The organism is Methylovorus menthalis, assembly GCF_020523625.1.
GTDB lineage: Bacteria > Pseudomonadota > Gammaproteobacteria > Burkholderiales > Methylophilaceae > Methylovorus > Methylovorus menthalis.
In genome coordinates this window covers 254620-272283 of record NZ_JAJAQH010000006.1, presented here as the reverse complement: position 1 = coordinate 272283, position 17664 = coordinate 254620, and the positions used below count along the sequence as shown (strand labels likewise).

Here is a 17664-nt window from a genome sequence, read left to right as displayed (position 1 = left end):
AAGTGAGAGCGAGGCTGCACATGCCTAGCATGCGCAGCCTCACGCGCATTACTGCGAACGCTGATTCAGGGTAATCATGGCTTTGCCAGGGCTGCCGCTACGGCGAAAATCCACCTCAACCGTTTTACCGGCATATTGCCTGGCGGCGCGGGTCAGGGCTTCCGGCTTGTCGAGATTCACTTCACCCAGGCGAGTCAGTACATCGCCATTCACCAGGCCAGCCTTGGCCGCAGGCGATTGCTGCACAACGGCTACCACAGGCAGGCCAGGCTGATCTTCTGCCACCGGGCCATTCACATGCACACCGATTAAGGGTGGCGCCAGCTTTACCCAGTAAGAGGCAAAGTAATGATAGCGCTGCTTGGCTTCATCCACGGGTGCAGGCGCCTCGCCTGCGGCTTTCGGCTCTGCCGCTGCTGCTTTTTGTGCGGCGGCCTGCTGGCGCAATTGCTGCAACTTCATGCTGGCGGGCGTGCTACCAGTCAGCTGGGTATAGACCAGCACCAAATCAGCTTTTACCTGCCTGGCCTGCTCGGTAGCCAGCTCTGGCGCAACGTCACCGGATTCAAAACTGGAGTAGCCCAACATGTCGTAGCCTTGCTCCAGCATGCGCTTGTAATCGTCTTCTTTTTTATCCCCAAGATAGAGTTTTGGCCCGGCAGGATCTGGTGCCAGCAAGGTCGCTGGCTGCGGATGGCTGACATAAGTATCTGAATACGGGTTGCCATTGCTGGCACGTGTATTTTCCATCGGCACGGGCTGTGGCTTCTGACTGGCGCAACCTACCAACGCAACGGCTAGTAACAGGCTCGTGATGTATTGCATGGTGACTCTCCTCGGAGTTTCAGCCGAGAGCGTTAGTCGGCTGATGTTATGATAATGGCATCATTGATTTTGTTAATTACGATTGCGTAGACAACCACTATGTCAGAACAATTCCTTACCGTCGGATTAGTTTCCGTGAGTGATCGCGCCTCTGCTGGCGTGTATGAAGACAAAGGTATCCCCAGCCTCAAGGCATGGCTGGACAATGTGCTGCTCACCCCATGGCAGGCCGTCGCACGTGTGATCCCCGATGAGCAGCCCGAGATTGAAAGCATCCTGCGCGACCTGGTCGACCATGAAGGCTGCGACCTGGTCCTCACCACAGGCGGTACTGGCCCGGCACTACGCGATGTCACCCCCGAAGCTACACTGGCCGTCGCCGACAAGGAAATGCCCGGTTTCGGCGAACAAATGCGGCAAATCAGCCTGCACTTTGTGCCCACTGCCATCCTTTCGCGCCAGGTGGCCGTCATCCGCAAACAGAGCCTGATCATCAACCTGCCCGGCCAGCCCAAAGCCATACAAGAAACGCTGGAAGGCCTGAAAGATGCTGATGGCAAGACGATTGTACCGGGCATTTTTGCCGCCGTGCCTTATTGTCTGGATCTGATCGGTGCGCCGTATATCGAAACCAAAGAAAGCATCGTCAAGGCATTTCGCCCCAAGTCCGCCATCAAACCGCAAGCCTGAATCCCTCTGCATGACACCTGAATTCGACCTGATCGCCCGCTACTTTACCCGCCCACAGCAGCATACCGATCTGGGAATAGGCGACGATGCTGCCTTGATCGCGGTGCCCCCAGGCCATCAACTCGCCATTTCAGCGGACATGCTGGTGGCAGGCACGCATTTCTTTACGGACGCCGACCCCTATGGCATCGGCTGGAAATCGCTGGCCGTCAATATTTCGGACATGGCCGCCATGGGTGCGGAAGCACGCTGGGCCACACTGGCTCTCGCCCTGCCAGAAATCAAGGCGCCTTGGCTTGCCGAATTCAGTCGCGGCTTTTTTGATTGTGCAGACCGCTTTGGCGTATCGCTGATAGGCGGCGACACCACCCGCGGCCCGCTCACCATCAGCGTACAAATCATGGGCATAGTCCCGATGCAGCAGGCACTTACCCGTAACGGCGCCAAGGCGGGCGATGACATCTGGGTCTCAGGCCCACTGGGCACTGCCGCATTGGCTCTCGCCGCCATGCAAGGTCACTACCCTCTCACAGCAGAAGCGCTGGCCGAATGCAGCGTGGCGCTGCATCAACCAGAGCCCCGCGCTGAGCTCGGCCTCGCATTGCGCCAGATGGCCCACAGCGCCATTGATATTTCCGATGGCTTGCTGGCCGATCTTGGCCATATTCTGCAAGCATCCCAGCTCGGTGCCGACATCCGGTTTGCCGATATTCCTCTGTCTCCCATCGCACGCCAGCACATGGCAGACAAAACGGTGCAATCCTTTGTGCTAGGTGGTGGTGATGATTATGAACTTTGCTTTACGGCGCCATCCGCCAGGCGTGAACAAATCAGCGCCTTGGGCAGACAATTGGGCTTAACCATGAGCATGATAGGCCAAACAAGAGTTCAGCCAGGTGTGGATGTATACGATGCCAGCAATATGCAGCTGGATATCAAAAAACCAGGCTTTGATCATTTCACCCAGGCTTAATATTCACAGCAAATCAAAACTTTGCATTCAATATATTCTTTTAGGCCGAGATTAGTACATTAGGGCTATACCGGGAAATTTCAGACAGGCATACGATCAGTTTCTTGCGTTATCCGGGGAGACTTATCATGAAAGTGATTTCTGGAATTGCACTAAGCCTTATTGGGCTGCTGGCGTCCGTCGGCAATCTGCAGGCTGCTCCAAGTTACAACCTCACCTCGATTTACAACTCCAGCTTAACCAATCCCTACGCCACCCCATTTATCAATGACCTGGGGGATATAGCCGTCAGCAACGGTGTTCGCAGTGCGTCAGGCAATTGGAGCTACCTTAACCCACTTGGCTCATTTGACTCCGGACCTGGATATGCCTACGTCACTGGCATTAATAATCTCGGGCAAACCGTAGGCTCATCAACGACCACGGGCATGTATATGGGTGCGGTCGTCTGGAATGGCACTACCCCCACCGGCATCGATGATGGCGCATCCCGGGGAAGCACCCTGACCGACATAAACAACCATGGCCACTGGGTGGGATATGCAGAGAATCAGCAGTTTGCCTACCCCTTGTTAGAAGGCCTCACATTAGGGTCTGGTACCTATTATGGAAGGGCAACGCTGCAGGGGCTTAATGATGTGGGAGATGCGGTCGGCCAAGCCATTACGCATGAACAGATCACCGCCGCCCAAGCAACATTATGGACCGCCTCTGGCATGCAGCTGCTGGACAACCGAGTGATCACGGATGTGGATAACAACATTGTGGCTTATTGGCAGAGTATAGCGAATGACATCAATAACGCCGGACAGGTGATCGGCCAGGCGGAATACGAAGCCGGATTGCATGCCACCTTATGGGAAAACGGCAGCATGCTGGATCTTGGCACCTTGGGTGCCTCCGACTATAGCAATGCCTATAAAATCAATGAGGCCGGGATCGCGGTAGGTGACTCGAATGACCGCGCAGTCTCTTTCCATGCCGGGCAGGTGCTGGACCTTAATCTGTTGGTAGACCCGGCTATTCTGGCGAGTGGCTGGATACTCAGCAAAGCGACAGACATCAATGAACTGGGATGGATAGTAGGTATCATGAACAACACCCTTTCAGGGGAATCTCAGCTGTTTCTGCTCAAACCCATCAGCGCGGTACCTGAACCCAGTACATGGCTGATGCTGCTGATTGGGGTGATGGTAGCCTGGCGAAGACGCCCTACCCAATAAGCTAGCGCACTTCATATGCTTGCCAGGGTTGGCAGCACCTGAGATGAATGCGCTATGATGATCAATCATGCATGTCATTCAGGAATAAAGATTGATCCACTGGCCCGACCGTCATTTTCTGCTGCGACACCCGGCGCATTTCCTGGCGCTGGGGTTTGGCAGTGGCCTGCCACGCAAGGCGCCCGGCACCTGGGGCACACTGGTGGGCATCCCCTGCTTTATCGGCCTGATGCAATTGGCCGAGCCGCTGCATTACCTCATTCTCGCCGGCATGTTTCTGCTGGGCATCTATATCTGCGGCATTGCGGGCAAGGCGCTCGGCGCCTCTGATCACGGCAGCATCGTCTGGGATGAGATTGTGGCCTTCATGCTGGTGCTGGAGTTCACGCCGCTGAGCTGGCAGGCATGGCTTGCCGCATTCCTGTTGTTTCGTCTGTTCGATATCTGGAAACCCTTTCCCATCAACCTGAGCGATCGACATATCAAGGGCGGCCTGGGAGTCATGCTGGATGACTTGCTGGCAGCAGGGTATGCCATTGCCTTTTTGCAAGGCGGCTTATGGATAAAGCTGAACTACTGGAGCTGACGCGCACCTTGGGCAACACCTTGCAACAGCAAGGCTTGCTGCTATCGCTGGCGGAGTCTTGTACAGGCGGCATGGCCGCCAGCCTGATTACCGAGATTCCGGGCAGCTCGACCTGGTTTGAGAGCGCGCATATCACTTACAGCAACGCAGCAAAAATCAGCATGCTGGGGATTAATCCGGCGACGCTGGAGACTTATGGCGCGGTAAGCGAACAGACGGCGATTGAAATGGCCCACGGGGCGTTACATCGCGGTCGCGCCCATATCGCAGCGGCGATTACCGGCATAGCCGGTCCCGGCGGCGGCACGCAGGCCAAACCGGTGGGCATGGTGTGCTTTGCCTGGGCCACACCGGGTAATATTGTCAGCACCACCCGCCATTTCAGTGGCAATCGCCAACAAATCCGGGCGCAGGCTGTACAAGCGGTTTTTGAGGGGTTGCTGCAACTCCTCAAACAGCCCATGCAGGCCTGAGCGTAGCCCAAACGCATCACACTCGCCTAGGAAGCAGGCATGAAAAAAAGCGACTGCTTTTCGAGCAATCGCTTTTTTACATCCTGGGCGAACGCAGCCCTTGTTAGCGCCAGCCACCATGGCGACCACGGTCATGATGATGGTGTCTTCCACCCCCATCATAATATTCCCGATAGTAAATGCGTGGCTCATATGGCCGGTAGTACACCGGCGGTGGTGCCCCGAAATACACAACTGGCGGTGCGCGATAAATTACAGGCGGCGGTGCGTAATAAGCACCGGGAGGCGGGCCGTAATAACCTGGCCCACCAATGTTCAGACCAATACTGAAAGAATCGTGGGCGTGGGCGGCACCCATGCTAGCCAGTGTCAGCGTCAACCCCAGCAGCAAGCGTTTGAATAATCTCATTTTCATCTCCTCATCACTTCCATGGCGTGGAAGTCATGCTTAAAAACGTGTTTGCCCCGAATTCTGTTTACCGCTTTAAAACTCAATACGTTTATTTTTATACACAACCGTTGTGTACCTATGACCGTATTCAGCGCATGAGGTTCGCTTGCCGTGATGCATGTCATTTATCTTGAGTCTGCAGAGCGGAAAGGCGACAGCAATGCGCGTCTTTGCTTACCTTAAGTACTGAATTATGAAATAATTACAGGCTTTATCAGGCACACCAACAAAGGCAGATTCATGGACGAAAACAAAAGCAAAGCGCTCGCCGCAGCCCTCTCGCAAATCGAGAAGCAATTCGGCAAAGGTTCTATCATGCGCATGGGCGATACGGATGTCGCAGCCGACATTCAGGCCGTATCGACCGGCTCGCTCGGCCTCGACATCGCGCTGGGCATTGGCGGCTTGCCTCGCGGCCGCATTATTGAAATCTACGGTCCGGAATCTTCCGGTAAAACCACACTGACGCTGTCTGTCATCGCTCAAATGCAAAAAATGGGCGGCACCGCAGCGTTTATCGATGCCGAACACGCACTCGACCCGCAATATGCACAAAAGCTCGGTGTTAACGTCTCCGACCTCCTGATATCGCAACCTGACACAGGCGAGCAAGCTCTGGAAATCGCCGACATGCTGGTGCGTTCAGGCTCGGTGGATATCGTGGTGGTGGACTCGGTAGCTGCACTGACACCAAAAGCCGAAATCGAAGGCGAAATGGGTGACTCCCATATGGGTCTGCAAGCCCGCTTGATGTCGCAAGCGCTGCGCAAACTGACGGCCAATATCAAACGCACCAATACCCTGGTGATCTTCATCAACCAGATCCGCATGAAGATCGGCGTGATGTTCGGCAACCCGGAAACCACCACCGGTGGTAACGCCCTGAAGTTTTACGCATCGGTACGCCTGGATATCCGCCGCACTGGCGCGATCAAGAAGGGTGATGAAGTGATTGGCTCCGAAACTCGGGTCAAAGTCGTCAAGAACAAAGTCGCCCCGCCATTCAAGCAGGCTGAGTTCGATATTCTTTACGGCGAAGGCATTTCGCGCGAAGGCGAAATCATCGAGATGGGCGTTAACCTGAAACTGGTTGAGAAATCCGGTGCATGGTATAGCTACAAGGGTGAAAAGATTGGTCAGGGCAAGGATAATGCGCGCGAATACCTGCGCGAGCATGCTGACATCGCCAACGAAATCGACGCCAAAATCCGCGCCAATTCCAATCTAGCCGGTGCAGCCATGACCGTCGCACCGGATGACGACGGCGAAGAGTAAAGCCCTCACCGCGCTGCGCGAACGCGCCCTCGCCTTGCTGGCGAGGCGCGAGCATACGGCGCTGGAATTGAAACGCAAATTGATGCGCAAACCCCAGCAGCCAGGCCGAAAACGCGTTGCCCGGCAAGATGCTGAAGATTTTTCGGCAGACGCCGATGTAGTAGCACAGGCAGATGAGCCTGAGCAGCAGGCAATACCAGACGACGAGCTGGAAGAGCACGTGGATCAGCTGCTGCAGGACTTCAAACAGCGTGGCTGGTTATCCGAGCAACGCTTTACCGAGCAGGTGGTGCATGCGCGCCAGCAGAAGTTTGGCAGCATGCGCATTGCGCATGAGCTCAAGCAAAAAGGCGTGGATGACACGCTGATTGCCGAAGCCATGCAGCAGGTAAAACAGGATGAGTTCAGTCATGCACTGCAGATTTATCGCAAGAAATTTTCGCAGCTGCCAGCCAGCCGCGAAGAATGGGCGAAGCAGGCAAGATTCATGCAAAGCCGTGGCTTCAGCATGGACATCATCAAGCGGGTGATAACCGCGGGTAAGAACGTCGAAACAACAGACAGTGAAGACAGGTAGCGCACTGCGCTGCCAAGCATAAGGCACAACATGAAGAGCAAAGAAATACGTCAGCAGTTTTTGGACTTTTTCGCGTCCAAGGGGCATCAGGTCGTGGCATCCAGTTCACTGGTACCGCATGGCGACCCTACCCTGCTGTTTACCAATGCGGGCATGAACCAGTTCAAGGATGTATTCCTGGGTTTTGACAAGCGCCCCTATACCCGCGCAGCCAGCAGCCAGAAATGCGTACGCGCAGGCGGCAAGCATAATGACCTGGAAAACGTCGGCTACACCGCCCGCCACCATACCTTCTTTGAAATGCTGGGCAACTTCAGCTTTGGGGATTATTTCAAGCGCGATGCCATTACCTATGCCTGGGAACTGTTGACCGAAGTCTACAAGCTGCCCAAGGAAAAACTGCTGGTCACGGTCTACGCCGAAGACGACGAAGCCTACGACATCTGGACCAAGGAAATGGGCGTGCCTGCCGACCGCGTTATCCGCATTGGCGATAACAAAGGCGCGCGCTATGCCTCCGACAACTTCTGGATGATGGGCGACACCGGTCCCTGCGGCCCCTGTACCGAGATTTTCTACGATCACGGTGCGCACATCTGGGGTGGCCCTCCCGGCAGCCCGGAAGAAGACGGCGACCGCTTCATCGAAATCTGGAACAACGTGTTCATGCAGTTCAACCGCGATGAACAAGGCGTGATGCATCCCTTGCCCAAGCCATCGGTGGATACCGGCATGGGTCTGGAGCGTATATCCGCCGTGCTGCAAGGCGTGCATGCCAATTACGAGATTGATCTATTCCAGGCATTGATCAAGGCCGCGGCCCGCGAAACCAAAACGACCGACCTCGACAGCCCCTCGCTAAAAGTTTTGGCCGACCACATCCGTGCCTGCAGCTTCCTGATTGCCGATGGCGTGATTCCCGGCAATGAAGGCCGCGGCTATGTGCTGCGCCGCATCATCCGCCGCGCCATTCGCCACGGCTACAAGCTGGGCGTGCGCGCTGCCTTCTTCTACAAGCTGGTGCCGGACCTCGTGATCGAAATGGGCGAAGCCTACCCCGAGCTAGTCAGCAACCAGACCCGCGTGATGGATACCCTGAAGCAGGAAGAAGACCGTTTCTTTGAAACCATCGAAAACGGCATGGCGATTCTGGAAACCGAACTGGCCGACATCGCCGCCAAGGGTGGCAAGACCTTCAATGGCGAAACCGCCTTCAAGTTGCATGATACCTATGGATTCCCGCTGGACCTGACCGCTGACGTTTGTCGCGAGCGCGAGGTTACCGTGGATGCCGCCGCCTTTGACGCCGCCATGGCGCGCCAGAAAGATCAGGCACGAGCCGCTGGCAAGTTCAAGATGTCCGCCAACCTGGAATACGAAGGTGCCGCCACCCAGTTCCATGGCTACGAAAAACTGGAAAGCGACGCGCTGGTGCTGGCACTGTACAAAGACGGCGCGGCTGTCGACAGCCTGAGCGAAGGCGAAGTTGGCGTGGTCGTGCTGGACAATACACCGTTCTATGCCGAATCCGGCGGTCAGGTGGGCGATAGCGGCGAGTTGCGCGCCAACGATGGCATTTTTAGCGTGGAAGATACCCAGAAAGTACAAGCCAGCGTATTCGGCCACCATGGCGTGGTCACCACCGGCAAACTGAGCAAGGGCGATAGCCTGAAAGCCCGCGTCAACACCCGCGCCCGCGCTGCCACCATGCGCAACCACTCCGCCACCCACCTCATGCACAAAGCCCTGCGTGAAGTCTTGGGCGGCCACGTGCAGCAAAAAGGCTCGCTGGTGGATAGCGAAAAAACCCGCTTTGACTTCGTGCACACCGCGCCCTTGACCGACGACGAAATTCGTCAGGTAGAAGCGCTTGTCAATGCTGAAATTCTGGCTAATGAAGCCACTCAGGCCCGCGTGATGGGCATTGATGATGCTCAGAAAACCGGCGCCATGATGCTGTTCGGCGAAAAATACGGCGATGAAGTCCGCGTACTGGATATTGGCAGCTCACGCGAGCTGTGTGGCGGCACCCATGTCAGCCGCACCGGCGATATCGGCCTGTTCAAGATCACCGGCGAAAGTGGCGTGGCCGCAGGCGTGCGTCGCGTGGAAGCCACCACTGGCGAAAATGCGCTGAAGCTCATGCAGCAGCAGCAAGCCCTGCTGGGTCAGATCGCCGCAGAGCTGAAAGCGCCCGCCAGCGAAGTCCCGGCCAAACTGGGCCAACTGATGGACAACGTCAAAACGCTAGAAAAAGAACTCGCCCGACTCAAATCCAAGCTCGCTTCATCGCAAGGGGATGATCTGGTGAATCAGGCGGTGGACCTCGGCGGCATCAAGGTGCTGGCAGCCACGCTGGAAGGCGCAGATGCCAATACCTTGCGCGAGACGATGGACAAGCTGAAAGACAAGCTGAAATCGGCTGCCATCGTGCTGGCAAGTGCCAACGACGGCAAAGTCAGCCTGGCAGCTGGCGTGACAGCTGATCTGATCGCCAAGGTAAAAGCAGGCGAACTGGTCAACTTCGTCGCCGGGCAAGTGGGCGGCAAGGGTGGCGGCAAACCCGACATGGCAATGGCAGGCGGCACCGACGCCAGCAAATTGCCACAGGCGCTCAGCAGCGTTGAAGGCTGGGTAAAAGCAAAGTTGAATTAAGCTCCCGCATCGACAAGGCCTCACGCCCTGTCGGTAAAGGCGCGCATCTGCAGTTTAATTAATTAGGCTACAAGACACATGGCACTTATCGTACAAAAATACGGCGGCACTTCAGTCGCCAACCCAGAGCGTATCAAGAACCTGGCGAGCCGCGTGGCGCGCTACAAAGCGCTTGGTCATCAAGTCGTGGTCGTGGTTTCGGCCATGTCCGGCGAAACCAACCGCCTGATTGCCCTGGCCAAGGAAATCATGCCCACACCAGACCCACGCGAGCTGGATGTGATGGTCTCCACCGGCGAACAAGTCACCATCGGCCTCACCGCCATGGCGCTGATGGACCTGGGCCTCAAGGCCAAGAGCTACACCGGCAGCCAGGTGCGTATTGTCACCGACAGCGCTTTTACCAAGGCCCGCATCCTGAATATTGATGAGTCGCGCATCCGCGCTGACCTGAATGCAGGTTATGTGGTGGTCGTTGCAGGCTTCCAGGGCGTGGATGAGCACGGCAACATCACCACCCTGGGCCGCGGTGGTTCAGACACCACTGGCGTGGCGATTGCCGCTGCGCTCAAGGCCGATGAATGCCAGATCTACACCGATGTAGACGGCGTCTACACCACCGACCCGCGCGTGGTACCCGAAGCTCGCCGGCTCAAATCCATTACCTTTGAAGAGATGCTGGAACTCGCCAGCCAGGGCTCCAAGGTATTGCAGATTCGCTCGGTCGAGTTTGCAGGCAAATACAAGGTCAAGTTACGCGTGCTGTCCAGCTTTGAAGAAGAAGGCGACGGCACCCTGATTACGTTTGAGGAAAATGACAACATGGAACAACCTATCATCTCCGGCATCGCCTTTAACCGCGACGAAGCCAAAGTGACCGTGCTCGGCGTGCCCGACCGCCCAGGCATCGCTTACCAGATCCTCGGCCCCATCGCCGATGCCAATATCGACATCGACATGATCATCCAGAACGTCAGCGCCGATGGCACCACTGACTTCACCTTCACCGTTCATAAAAATGAGCTGAGCAAGGCCCTGGACATCCTGCGCGGCGTACAAGCCCACATCAATGCCCGCGAAATCGTGGGCGACGACAAAATCGCCAAGGTATCCGTGGTCGGTGTCGGCATGCGTTCGCACGTAGGCATCGCCAGCCAGATGTTCCGCACCCTGGCCGAAGAAGGCATCAATATCCAGATGATTTCCACCAGCGAAATCAAAATTGCCGTCGTCATTGACGAAAAATACATGGAGCTCGCCGTCCGCGTTCTGCATAAAGCATTTGATCTGGAAGAGGCTTAAAAAGATAAGCGCCACGAGCGTTGATTTTTGGGGCGTAATCAAGTATTGTTACGCCCTCGTGCGGAGAGCTGGCCGAGTGGTCGAAGGCACTTCCCTGCTAAGGAAGCATACGGGCTTAAACCTGTATCGAGGGTTCGAATCCCTCGCTCTCCGCCAAAGTTTTAAAGGCACATCATCAAGTTTTACTGGAATAAAATCCTGCTTCTTGTATAATGCACGCCTCACGCGCCCGTAGCTCAGCTGGATAGAGTACTTGGCTACGAACCAAGGGGTCAGGAGTTCGAATCTCTTCGGGCGCACCATACATCAAGGAATTAGGCCACCACCTCGGTGGCCTTTTTCTTTTCCGTAGTAAAAACGTCAGTACCTTGTCCTACGCGCAACCCAGTACGACGATTTACCCATTGAGCTAGATGCTCAGTTGAGAGGTGTGCATAACGCTGCACCATCTCCGCAGAAGCCCAGCCGCCTAGCTCTTGCAACACGTTCAACGGCGTTCCATCTTGGGCGTGCCAACTTGCCCAGGTGTGCCGAAGATCGTGCCACCGAAAACCTGCGGCAATTCCAGCTGCTGTTACTGCATCCCGCCACGCTTTAGTTGATGTCTGCGTTACAGGTTTACTACGATATGGAAACACCCATGTTGAGTGTTTCCCTTCTTGCCCCTTAAGGAGAACGACAGACTGATCTGACAACGGGACGCCGATAGCTTTCTCAGCTTTTGCTTGATCAGGATGTATCCAAGCAACGCGCCGTTCCAGATCAACCTGAGACCACTCCAGATGCGTCACATTATTTCGCCGCAATCCGGTCTCCAGTGCAAAAATCATCATTGGCTGCTGATGTCTCGGCAACAAACCCAACAATATTTCCGCTTGCTCTCTGGTGATCCATCGCACCCGCTTTGCTGGTTCCTTCAACATTGGAATATTAGGGCAGTTAGCTATCCATTCCCAATCATCTCGCGCCTTACGAAGAATGGCACGTATGATTTCCAATGTGCGATTCACAGTTGTCGGCTTTGGGTCAATCCAACGCGGTGGACCCTTTTTGCGTGGGATCTCATATGGTTCCTGACGAGCAGCAGTGATTTCTGCAATCAGATCACGGTTGATCTCCTCCAGGCACTTTCCACGCATAAATGGATCAAGCCAACGTAAATGTGACTTGTCTGCATCCAATGTCGTTTTCTGTGACTTCTCAGACAAATAACGCAACACTGCTTCCTGCCAAGTGCGGCGCGGCTTAACACCGAGCCTTTTTTGGTCCCACATTTGCGCTTTCAAGCGATCATGCAGTTCCCCTATAGACTTACAAAGAAAAATCTCCAAGGTGCTGAGAAATATCGACGAAAAAATCGACCTCAACAACTCCATCAACGCCGAACTGGAAACCATGGCCAAAACCCTATACGACTACTGGTTTGTACAGTTCGACTTCCCTGACACCAATGGCAAGCCCTACAAAACCTCAGGCGGAAAAATGGTATACAACCCAACCCTGAAACGCGAAATACCGAAGGGATGGAGTAACAAAACTTTGTCACAAATTGCCAATATCACCATGGGGCAATCTCCAGAAGGCAGCTCATACAATGAAGAAGGAAACGGTACAGTTTTCTTCCAAGGGTCAACGGACTTTGGATGGCTCTTTCCGGCCACGCGCCAATACACAACTTCTCCAGCCCGAATAGCAAAGAAAGGCGATATTTTGTTGAGTGTTCGAGCCCCTGTGGGCGATATGAACATAGCCAACAGTGATTGTTGCATCGGGCGTGGTTTAGCGGCGCTTAACAGCAAATCCGGTTCGGACGGTTTTCTTTTCTATGTCATGAAATATTTCAAGCAAGTATTTGATCGTCGCAACTCTGAAGGCACAACATTTGGCTCTATCACGAAAAACGACCTGCACTCTCTCACACTGGCATACCCAACACCAGAGCTGCTAAAGATGTATGACGACGTAGTAACGAACTACAACAAGATGATTTTCGAAAGAAGCCTTGAAAATCGAGAACTCATCAAACTTCGAGATTGGCTTTTACCCATGCTAATGAACGGACAGGTAACCTTAAAGTAAGGAGGGGAGAGGTTCTATGATCAGGTCTGAGTACTTTCGTTTTTTACAAATATTAAACACCCCATCAATACCTGAAGCTGTCCGTAAAATTGCCAATTTAGTTGCAGCTAATTTAGATGAGTTAGTGCCACTGAGCACTTATCAAGGCCAGCGGATCAGACGGCTTGTTGCTCTAGCACAAACAAATTGGGAGGCAATTAGCCCCGATATCCAACCAATCCCAGAAAACGATGAAGAGCAGGTAGCAAAGTTCTCCCAGCTTAAACGTATGACGGTTGGCCCCTTTCGTGGCTTTGCTCGACAGGAAGTTTTTGATCTGGCAAGTCGCCTAGTATTGATTTATGGCCCCAATGGGACGGGTAAATCAAGCTTCTGCGAAGCTCTGGAATATGGCTTGTTGGGTAATGTTGTAGAAGCTGACAGTAAACGTTTCCGCGATCAAAACGAATACTTGAAGAATGCTTACGTTGACCAGTTCTCACCCCCAGACATCTACGCGGATGATGGCCAAGGGAATGAAATAGCTGTTACTTCAAACGAGACTGCATATCGCTTTTGCTTTGTCGAAAAGAACCGTATCGACAGCTTTTCCCGAATTGCAGCCCAGGCGCCTGCAAAACAGACTGAGCTGATTTCCACCTTATTTGGCCTGGAATCGTTTACCGAGTTTGTTCACAACTTCACAGCAGAAATTGATGACCGATACATAGATATTGTAGGACGAAAAGCATCACTACTCGTACAGAAGCAGCAGGCACTGTCTGGTGCACGACAACAAACTCAGAGCAGTAACAATGATCTTCAAATAATTGCTTCTGAGGAAGTAAGGCTGGCTAATCAATATAGAGAAGGTGCCAACTTTAGCCAAATGGTGCTAGAACTAAATGGGAGTGACGAAACACCTGGAACAATAGAGCGCCTTGAGATTGAGCTGCAACAGCCTATTGCAACCAAAAGTAATCTAACCAGGGTCGCGTTGGAAGCGTTGGGCAATAGTATTGCCACAACCATCCAAGAAATGAATGGAAAACAGCAAGAGCTAGCTGCTGCAAGCCAGCAGGTGTCATTTAAAAAACTATATGAAGCGGTCACTCAAGTACAACCAAGTAGTCCAAGCGCATGCCCAGCATGCAAAACTTCGCTAGCCCAAGTTGCCATAAACCCTTATACCAATGCAGACCAAGAGCTGCAAAAACTTCAGCAATTGGCTGCCATCCAGCATGATGCTGGGCAACTTGAGCAAAGTGCAAAACAATCCCTGTTCCACCTTTCCCAAATATTAAATACTTGTCTGAAGAGCTACCCGCAAAACAACCCTATCAAATCATATGAAGTGGAAAATAACGGGCAACCTAGTATTCATTGGTGGGATTCTTTACACCACAAAATATCTGACGGCTTTACCCCATGGCAGCATTTAGCCTCGCAGGTTCAACACCTTGAAGAGAGTGACAAACAGATCGATCAGGCGGCACAACAAAGAAGCAATAAGCAAATTGAACTAAACAAGCTGCGAGAATATGCGCACCAAATTACAGTGCTTCAAACTAGAAGGCAGACAGCCAATGCAACCATAGCTTCCGTCCAACAACTGATCGACAATTTTCAAAATGAAAATGTCCAGCTGATTACAGATGTTGAAGCAGAAAAAGCCGTGATATCGAGGAACCAGGCGATCACTTCCGCCTATGTAACATTTGTCAGAAAACTGAACGATTACAGCAATAATCTCCCTGCACAGCTAGTCGCAGACCTTGGAGAAACAGTCGTAGCCCTTTATAACGCCTTTAATCGGAATGATGCGCATACTGAGCTATTAGCAAACGTTACGCTACCATTGGCCCAGAACCAGCGCCTGAAAATTGCCTTCCAAAACCAACCCAACAAACTCTATGACGCCCTACACGTTCTGAGTGAAGGGCATATACGTTGCCTTGGGCTGGCAATATTGCTGGCAAAAAACCTTAAAGAGAATGCTCCGGTATTAATATTTGATGACCCTGTAAACGCCATTGACGATGATCATAGGGAGTCGATTCGGCGAACGTTGTTTGAGGATCAATATTTTTCAGACAAACAGATACTCCTGACTTGTCATGGAGAAGAATTCTTTAAGGACATTCAGAATCTGTTGCCTGCTCAGGCTGCTAGTCAAGCCAAGTCTTTTAGCTTCTTACCTCGTTTGGGCGATCCGCATATACGGGTCGACTTTAATTGCGCTCCTCGAAACTACATTCTTGCAGCTCGTGGACACATAAATCGGAATGAAATCAGAGAGGCTCTTGCTAAGTCGCGCCAAGCACTTGAATCATTGACAAAAAATAAAGTTTGGAGATATGTCACTAGGTATGGGGATGGCACCCTAAGCCTAAAATTGCGCTCATCCTCAGCACCTATTGAACTCAGAAACCTCACAGAACAACTGAAGAGCAAAATTGGAAAAAATGATTTTGCAGATCCGAACAAGAATTCAGTTTTTACCCCCATCGATACATTATTGGGGCTGAATGGGGAATCACGTGAGTGGCGCTATCTCAATAAAGGAACACATGAGGAAAACGACAGAGCCGAATTCGATAGAAATACTGTTCAAACCATTATTGCGAATTTAGAGCAGCTTGACGCAGCCTTAACGTAGAAGTTCCGGACCATGCTTCCATACAAATTCGTTCCCTCAATCCGCTTGCCAGCGATACTCGAACGATTCTGCATCTAACATCAGTGAATCTCGTTTTTCTTTCCCCCCAGGTATATTTGGCATCATCATTAACTGCATCTGTATTGCATTCGTAATACCACTTAAGCAAGTCTTGGTCTTAATCCAGTTAACAGGACTGAACACCTTGCCGCCGGGCTGGAGTTCATTAGCAGCCGTCTCCAGTGCGAAATTGAGCGCGGTTGCTGCTACGGAAATTACCCAATCTGCAATGCCTTTTGTTTCCGCCTGCTGCCATGCAATATCAGGCACGGGCACTCGGTCAATATGTTTACTAGCCACAGCAAAGCACATTGACACTGCGTAAAGGTGATGGAAAGGGGCATATGAACGCATGGCTAAAAGAGTTTCGTTAAAGCCATGAGGATTATCTTTACCCCAGCCTTTGTATATCAGATGCATCCAGTCATGGAGGGCTGCAATGCGCTCTGGGGTGTAGTCGCGCTTAAATAGCTGCTCGAAATACTTGTCGAAGATTTTGGTTTCGCTGTACGAAATGTTTGGGCGCTGCGAATGCCAAGCCATTAGGTGCTTGCCTAAGCTTCCGAGATCAACCACTCGAAGTGCTTCTTTCCCTGCCTGTGCCAGTTCACCACGCTTGGAGAGAAATTGGCCGTTTGGATAGCGTTGCTCGAAAGTCTTTTTAAGAGCCAGCACCCGTTTGTCGTTACTACGCAGGTCGCGCGGTTTAACCGTAGATTGAGAATTGGTCGAGATGCTGATCCGGTCTGCACGGTCATGCTGGGGGATTTCATAGAAGCGAAACATCACGAAGGTGTCGTCTAGTTTCTTCACCTTTTCACTACAGGACAAAATTGTAGTCAGTGACTGACAGCCATTGACCACACTCAGCCCTTGCAGATTAAGCTCGTTACCGTTTAACTCAAGGCGCGAGCAAATCGCGGTAATCCCATTATGGAAGAAAAAGAAATCTCGATGGCGATCACCATAAATGGTCGCCTTGATTTGCTTATTGACGTTATTGCTCAGCCCTAAAGATTGACGCACATTTTTCTGGAACAAAGCGCCATCTTTGATGCCTGGGAATGCTAAGCAATCCTTCAATGGAATTGCTGCCACGACCACAGCCGTACCAGCAATCTCCATATTCATAAATTTTCCTGGAGCCAACGTGAGTCGATGCTTTAGGTAAGGATTTTCTTTTTCCAGTGCCATTTCATATCGACGCTGTAACTCATCGGTATCGATTAAAGTCAACGTTGATGGGAGATCGTCAGCTTCGGCCATTTCCCTTTGGAAGACCGCTAAGTCACTGCGTGCAGCTTCGGTTAGTTCACCAGTGGTGATCAGTTCGAAATGAATGTCATATCCATCTTCGAGCGCTGCTGATAAATCCATTAGCCGTTGCTTTAGTCTGACGTTGGCGTTTTCCTGTAGTGCAGACAAATCTTTTAGTTGTATCCATGACGACAGGACCTCCCGTAGTGGGGACGCATCAACTGTACCAGCGCCTATAAACTTGCCTTGCACAACGTAAACTACCTGTGCGTCATCATCCACTACGATGGCATCTATCTGCTTGTCATCAGCCCCATCTGTAATGCAATAGCGTGCTTGACTAGAATCTTGACCGTGAATATTGCGTACATACCAAGCTACAAAGCGCTGGCCATCATTGGGGAAGTTCTGCTGGTAATAGCTTTGGGCAATATCCGCCGTAATCTTTGTGTACATACGCTCCCCTATTTTGCTACCGATTTTCTCAGAGCAATTTTATTGAACTACCCAAACACAACCTTACCTGCTTTTGTAGGGAAATCGTAACAAAACGATACTGAATTTGCTAACAATCACACTAAATGTAGTTAAATATTGAAT

At 52.4% G+C, this 17664-nt stretch carries 15 protein-coding genes and 2 tRNA genes; 13 read left to right on the top strand and 4 right to left on the bottom strand.

Features of this window, described 5'->3' with window-relative positions:
* Positions 1 to 48 precede the first annotated feature (48 nt).
* On the bottom strand, positions 49 to 825 hold the full coding sequence (locus LG204_RS07075) for a PDZ domain-containing protein (RefSeq protein WP_230336609.1): 777 nt from the start codon (positions 823 to 825) through the stop codon (positions 49 to 51).
* Between the two features lie 99 nt (positions 826 to 924).
* Between LG204_RS07075 and mog the strand changes: the two genes are divergently transcribed.
* The 5 genes from mog (at position 925) to LG204_RS07050 (ending at position 4770) form a co-directional block, all read left to right on the top strand.
* Positions 925 to 1515 (top strand): molybdopterin adenylyltransferase, encoded by a 591-nt coding sequence (mog, locus tag LG204_RS07070; protein WP_230336608.1) that lies wholly within the window; start codon positions 925 to 927, stop codon positions 1513 to 1515.
* A 10-nt stretch (positions 1516 to 1525) separates the two neighbouring features.
* The gene (gene thiL / locus LG204_RS07065; RefSeq protein WP_230336607.1) at positions 1526 to 2488 is read left to right on the top strand and encodes a thiamine-phosphate kinase; all 963 of its coding nucleotides are present in this window, start codon (positions 1526 to 1528) and stop codon (positions 2486 to 2488) included.
* 128 nt (positions 2489 to 2616) lie between these two features.
* The gene (locus LG204_RS07060) at positions 2617 to 3711 is read left to right on the top strand and encodes a PEP-CTERM sorting domain-containing protein (RefSeq protein WP_230336606.1); all 1095 of its coding nucleotides are present in this window, start codon (positions 2617 to 2619) and stop codon (positions 3709 to 3711) included.
* A gap of 91 nt (positions 3712 to 3802) precedes the next feature.
* Positions 3803 to 4297, top strand: coding sequence for a phosphatidylglycerophosphatase A family protein (locus tag LG204_RS07055; RefSeq protein ID WP_230336605.1), 495 nt, complete (start codon positions 3803 to 3805; stop codon positions 4295 to 4297).
* Entirely contained in the window at positions 4270 to 4770 is a 501-nt protein-coding gene (locus LG204_RS07050) for a CinA family protein (RefSeq protein ID WP_230336604.1), read from the top strand. Before LG204_RS07055 ends, LG204_RS07050 begins: the two co-directional genes overlap by 28 nt.
* Before the next feature lie 103 nt (positions 4771 to 4873).
* Here LG204_RS07050 and LG204_RS07045 read toward each other — a convergent pair whose 3' ends face one another.
* Positions 4874 to 5179 carry a hypothetical protein gene (locus LG204_RS07045; protein WP_230336603.1) on the bottom strand — a complete coding sequence of 102 codons (306 nt, stop codon included), beginning with the start codon at positions 5177 to 5179 and terminating at the stop codon, positions 4874 to 4876.
* Positions 5180 to 5461: 282 nt separating this feature from the next.
* On the opposite strand from LG204_RS07045, the gene recA reads away from it, so the two are divergent.
* The 6 genes from recA (at position 5462) to LG204_RS07015 (ending at position 11332) form a co-directional block, all read left to right on the top strand.
* Positions 5462 to 6496: a recombinase RecA gene (gene recA, locus LG204_RS07040; protein WP_013442912.1), complete on the top strand. Its 1035-nt coding sequence runs from the start codon at positions 5462 to 5464 to the stop codon at positions 6494 to 6496.
* Positions 6477 to 7073 (top strand): regulatory protein RecX, encoded by a 597-nt coding sequence (locus LG204_RS07035; protein WP_230336602.1) that lies wholly within the window; start codon positions 6477 to 6479, stop codon positions 7071 to 7073. Before recA ends, LG204_RS07035 begins: the two co-directional genes overlap by 20 nt.
* A gap of 30 nt (positions 7074 to 7103) precedes the next feature.
* On the top strand, positions 7104 to 9728 hold the full coding sequence (gene alaS / locus LG204_RS07030) for an alanine--tRNA ligase (RefSeq protein ID WP_230336601.1): 2625 nt from the start codon (positions 7104 to 7106) through the stop codon (positions 9726 to 9728).
* A 78-nt stretch (positions 9729 to 9806) separates the two neighbouring features.
* Positions 9807 to 11030 carry an aspartate kinase gene (locus LG204_RS07025; RefSeq protein ID WP_230336600.1) on the top strand — a complete coding sequence of 408 codons (1224 nt, stop codon included), beginning with the start codon at positions 9807 to 9809 and terminating at the stop codon, positions 11028 to 11030.
* Positions 11031 to 11092: 62 nt separating this feature from the next.
* Positions 11093 to 11186: transfer RNA gene (locus tag LG204_RS07020), tRNA-Ser, on the top strand.
* 69 nt (positions 11187 to 11255) lie between these two features.
* Positions 11256 to 11332 (top strand) — tRNA-Arg (locus LG204_RS07015).
* Between the two features lie 12 nt (positions 11333 to 11344).
* Here the strand turns inward: LG204_RS07015 and LG204_RS07010 are convergent.
* Positions 11345 to 12316 carry a tyrosine-type recombinase/integrase gene (locus LG204_RS07010; RefSeq protein ID WP_230336599.1) on the bottom strand — a complete coding sequence of 324 codons (972 nt, stop codon included), beginning with the start codon at positions 12314 to 12316 and terminating at the stop codon, positions 11345 to 11347.
* A 46-nt stretch (positions 12317 to 12362) separates the two neighbouring features.
* Between LG204_RS07010 and LG204_RS07005 the strand changes: the two genes are divergently transcribed.
* Together LG204_RS07005 and LG204_RS07000 are read left to right on the top strand one after the other, a co-directional pair.
* Positions 12363 to 13109, top strand: a complete 747-nt coding sequence (locus LG204_RS07005; RefSeq protein ID WP_230336598.1) for a restriction endonuclease subunit S — start codon at positions 12363 to 12365, stop codon at positions 13107 to 13109.
* A gap of 16 nt (positions 13110 to 13125) precedes the next feature.
* Positions 13126 to 15747 (top strand): AAA family ATPase, encoded by a 2622-nt coding sequence (locus tag LG204_RS07000; protein WP_230336597.1) that lies wholly within the window; start codon positions 13126 to 13128, stop codon positions 15745 to 15747.
* 36 nt (positions 15748 to 15783) lie between these two features.
* Here LG204_RS07000 and LG204_RS06995 read toward each other — a convergent pair whose 3' ends face one another.
* Positions 15784 to 17520, bottom strand: a complete 1737-nt coding sequence (locus tag LG204_RS06995) for an AIPR family protein (RefSeq protein WP_230336596.1) — start codon at positions 17518 to 17520, stop codon at positions 15784 to 15786.
* Positions 17521 to 17664 lie beyond the last annotated feature (144 nt).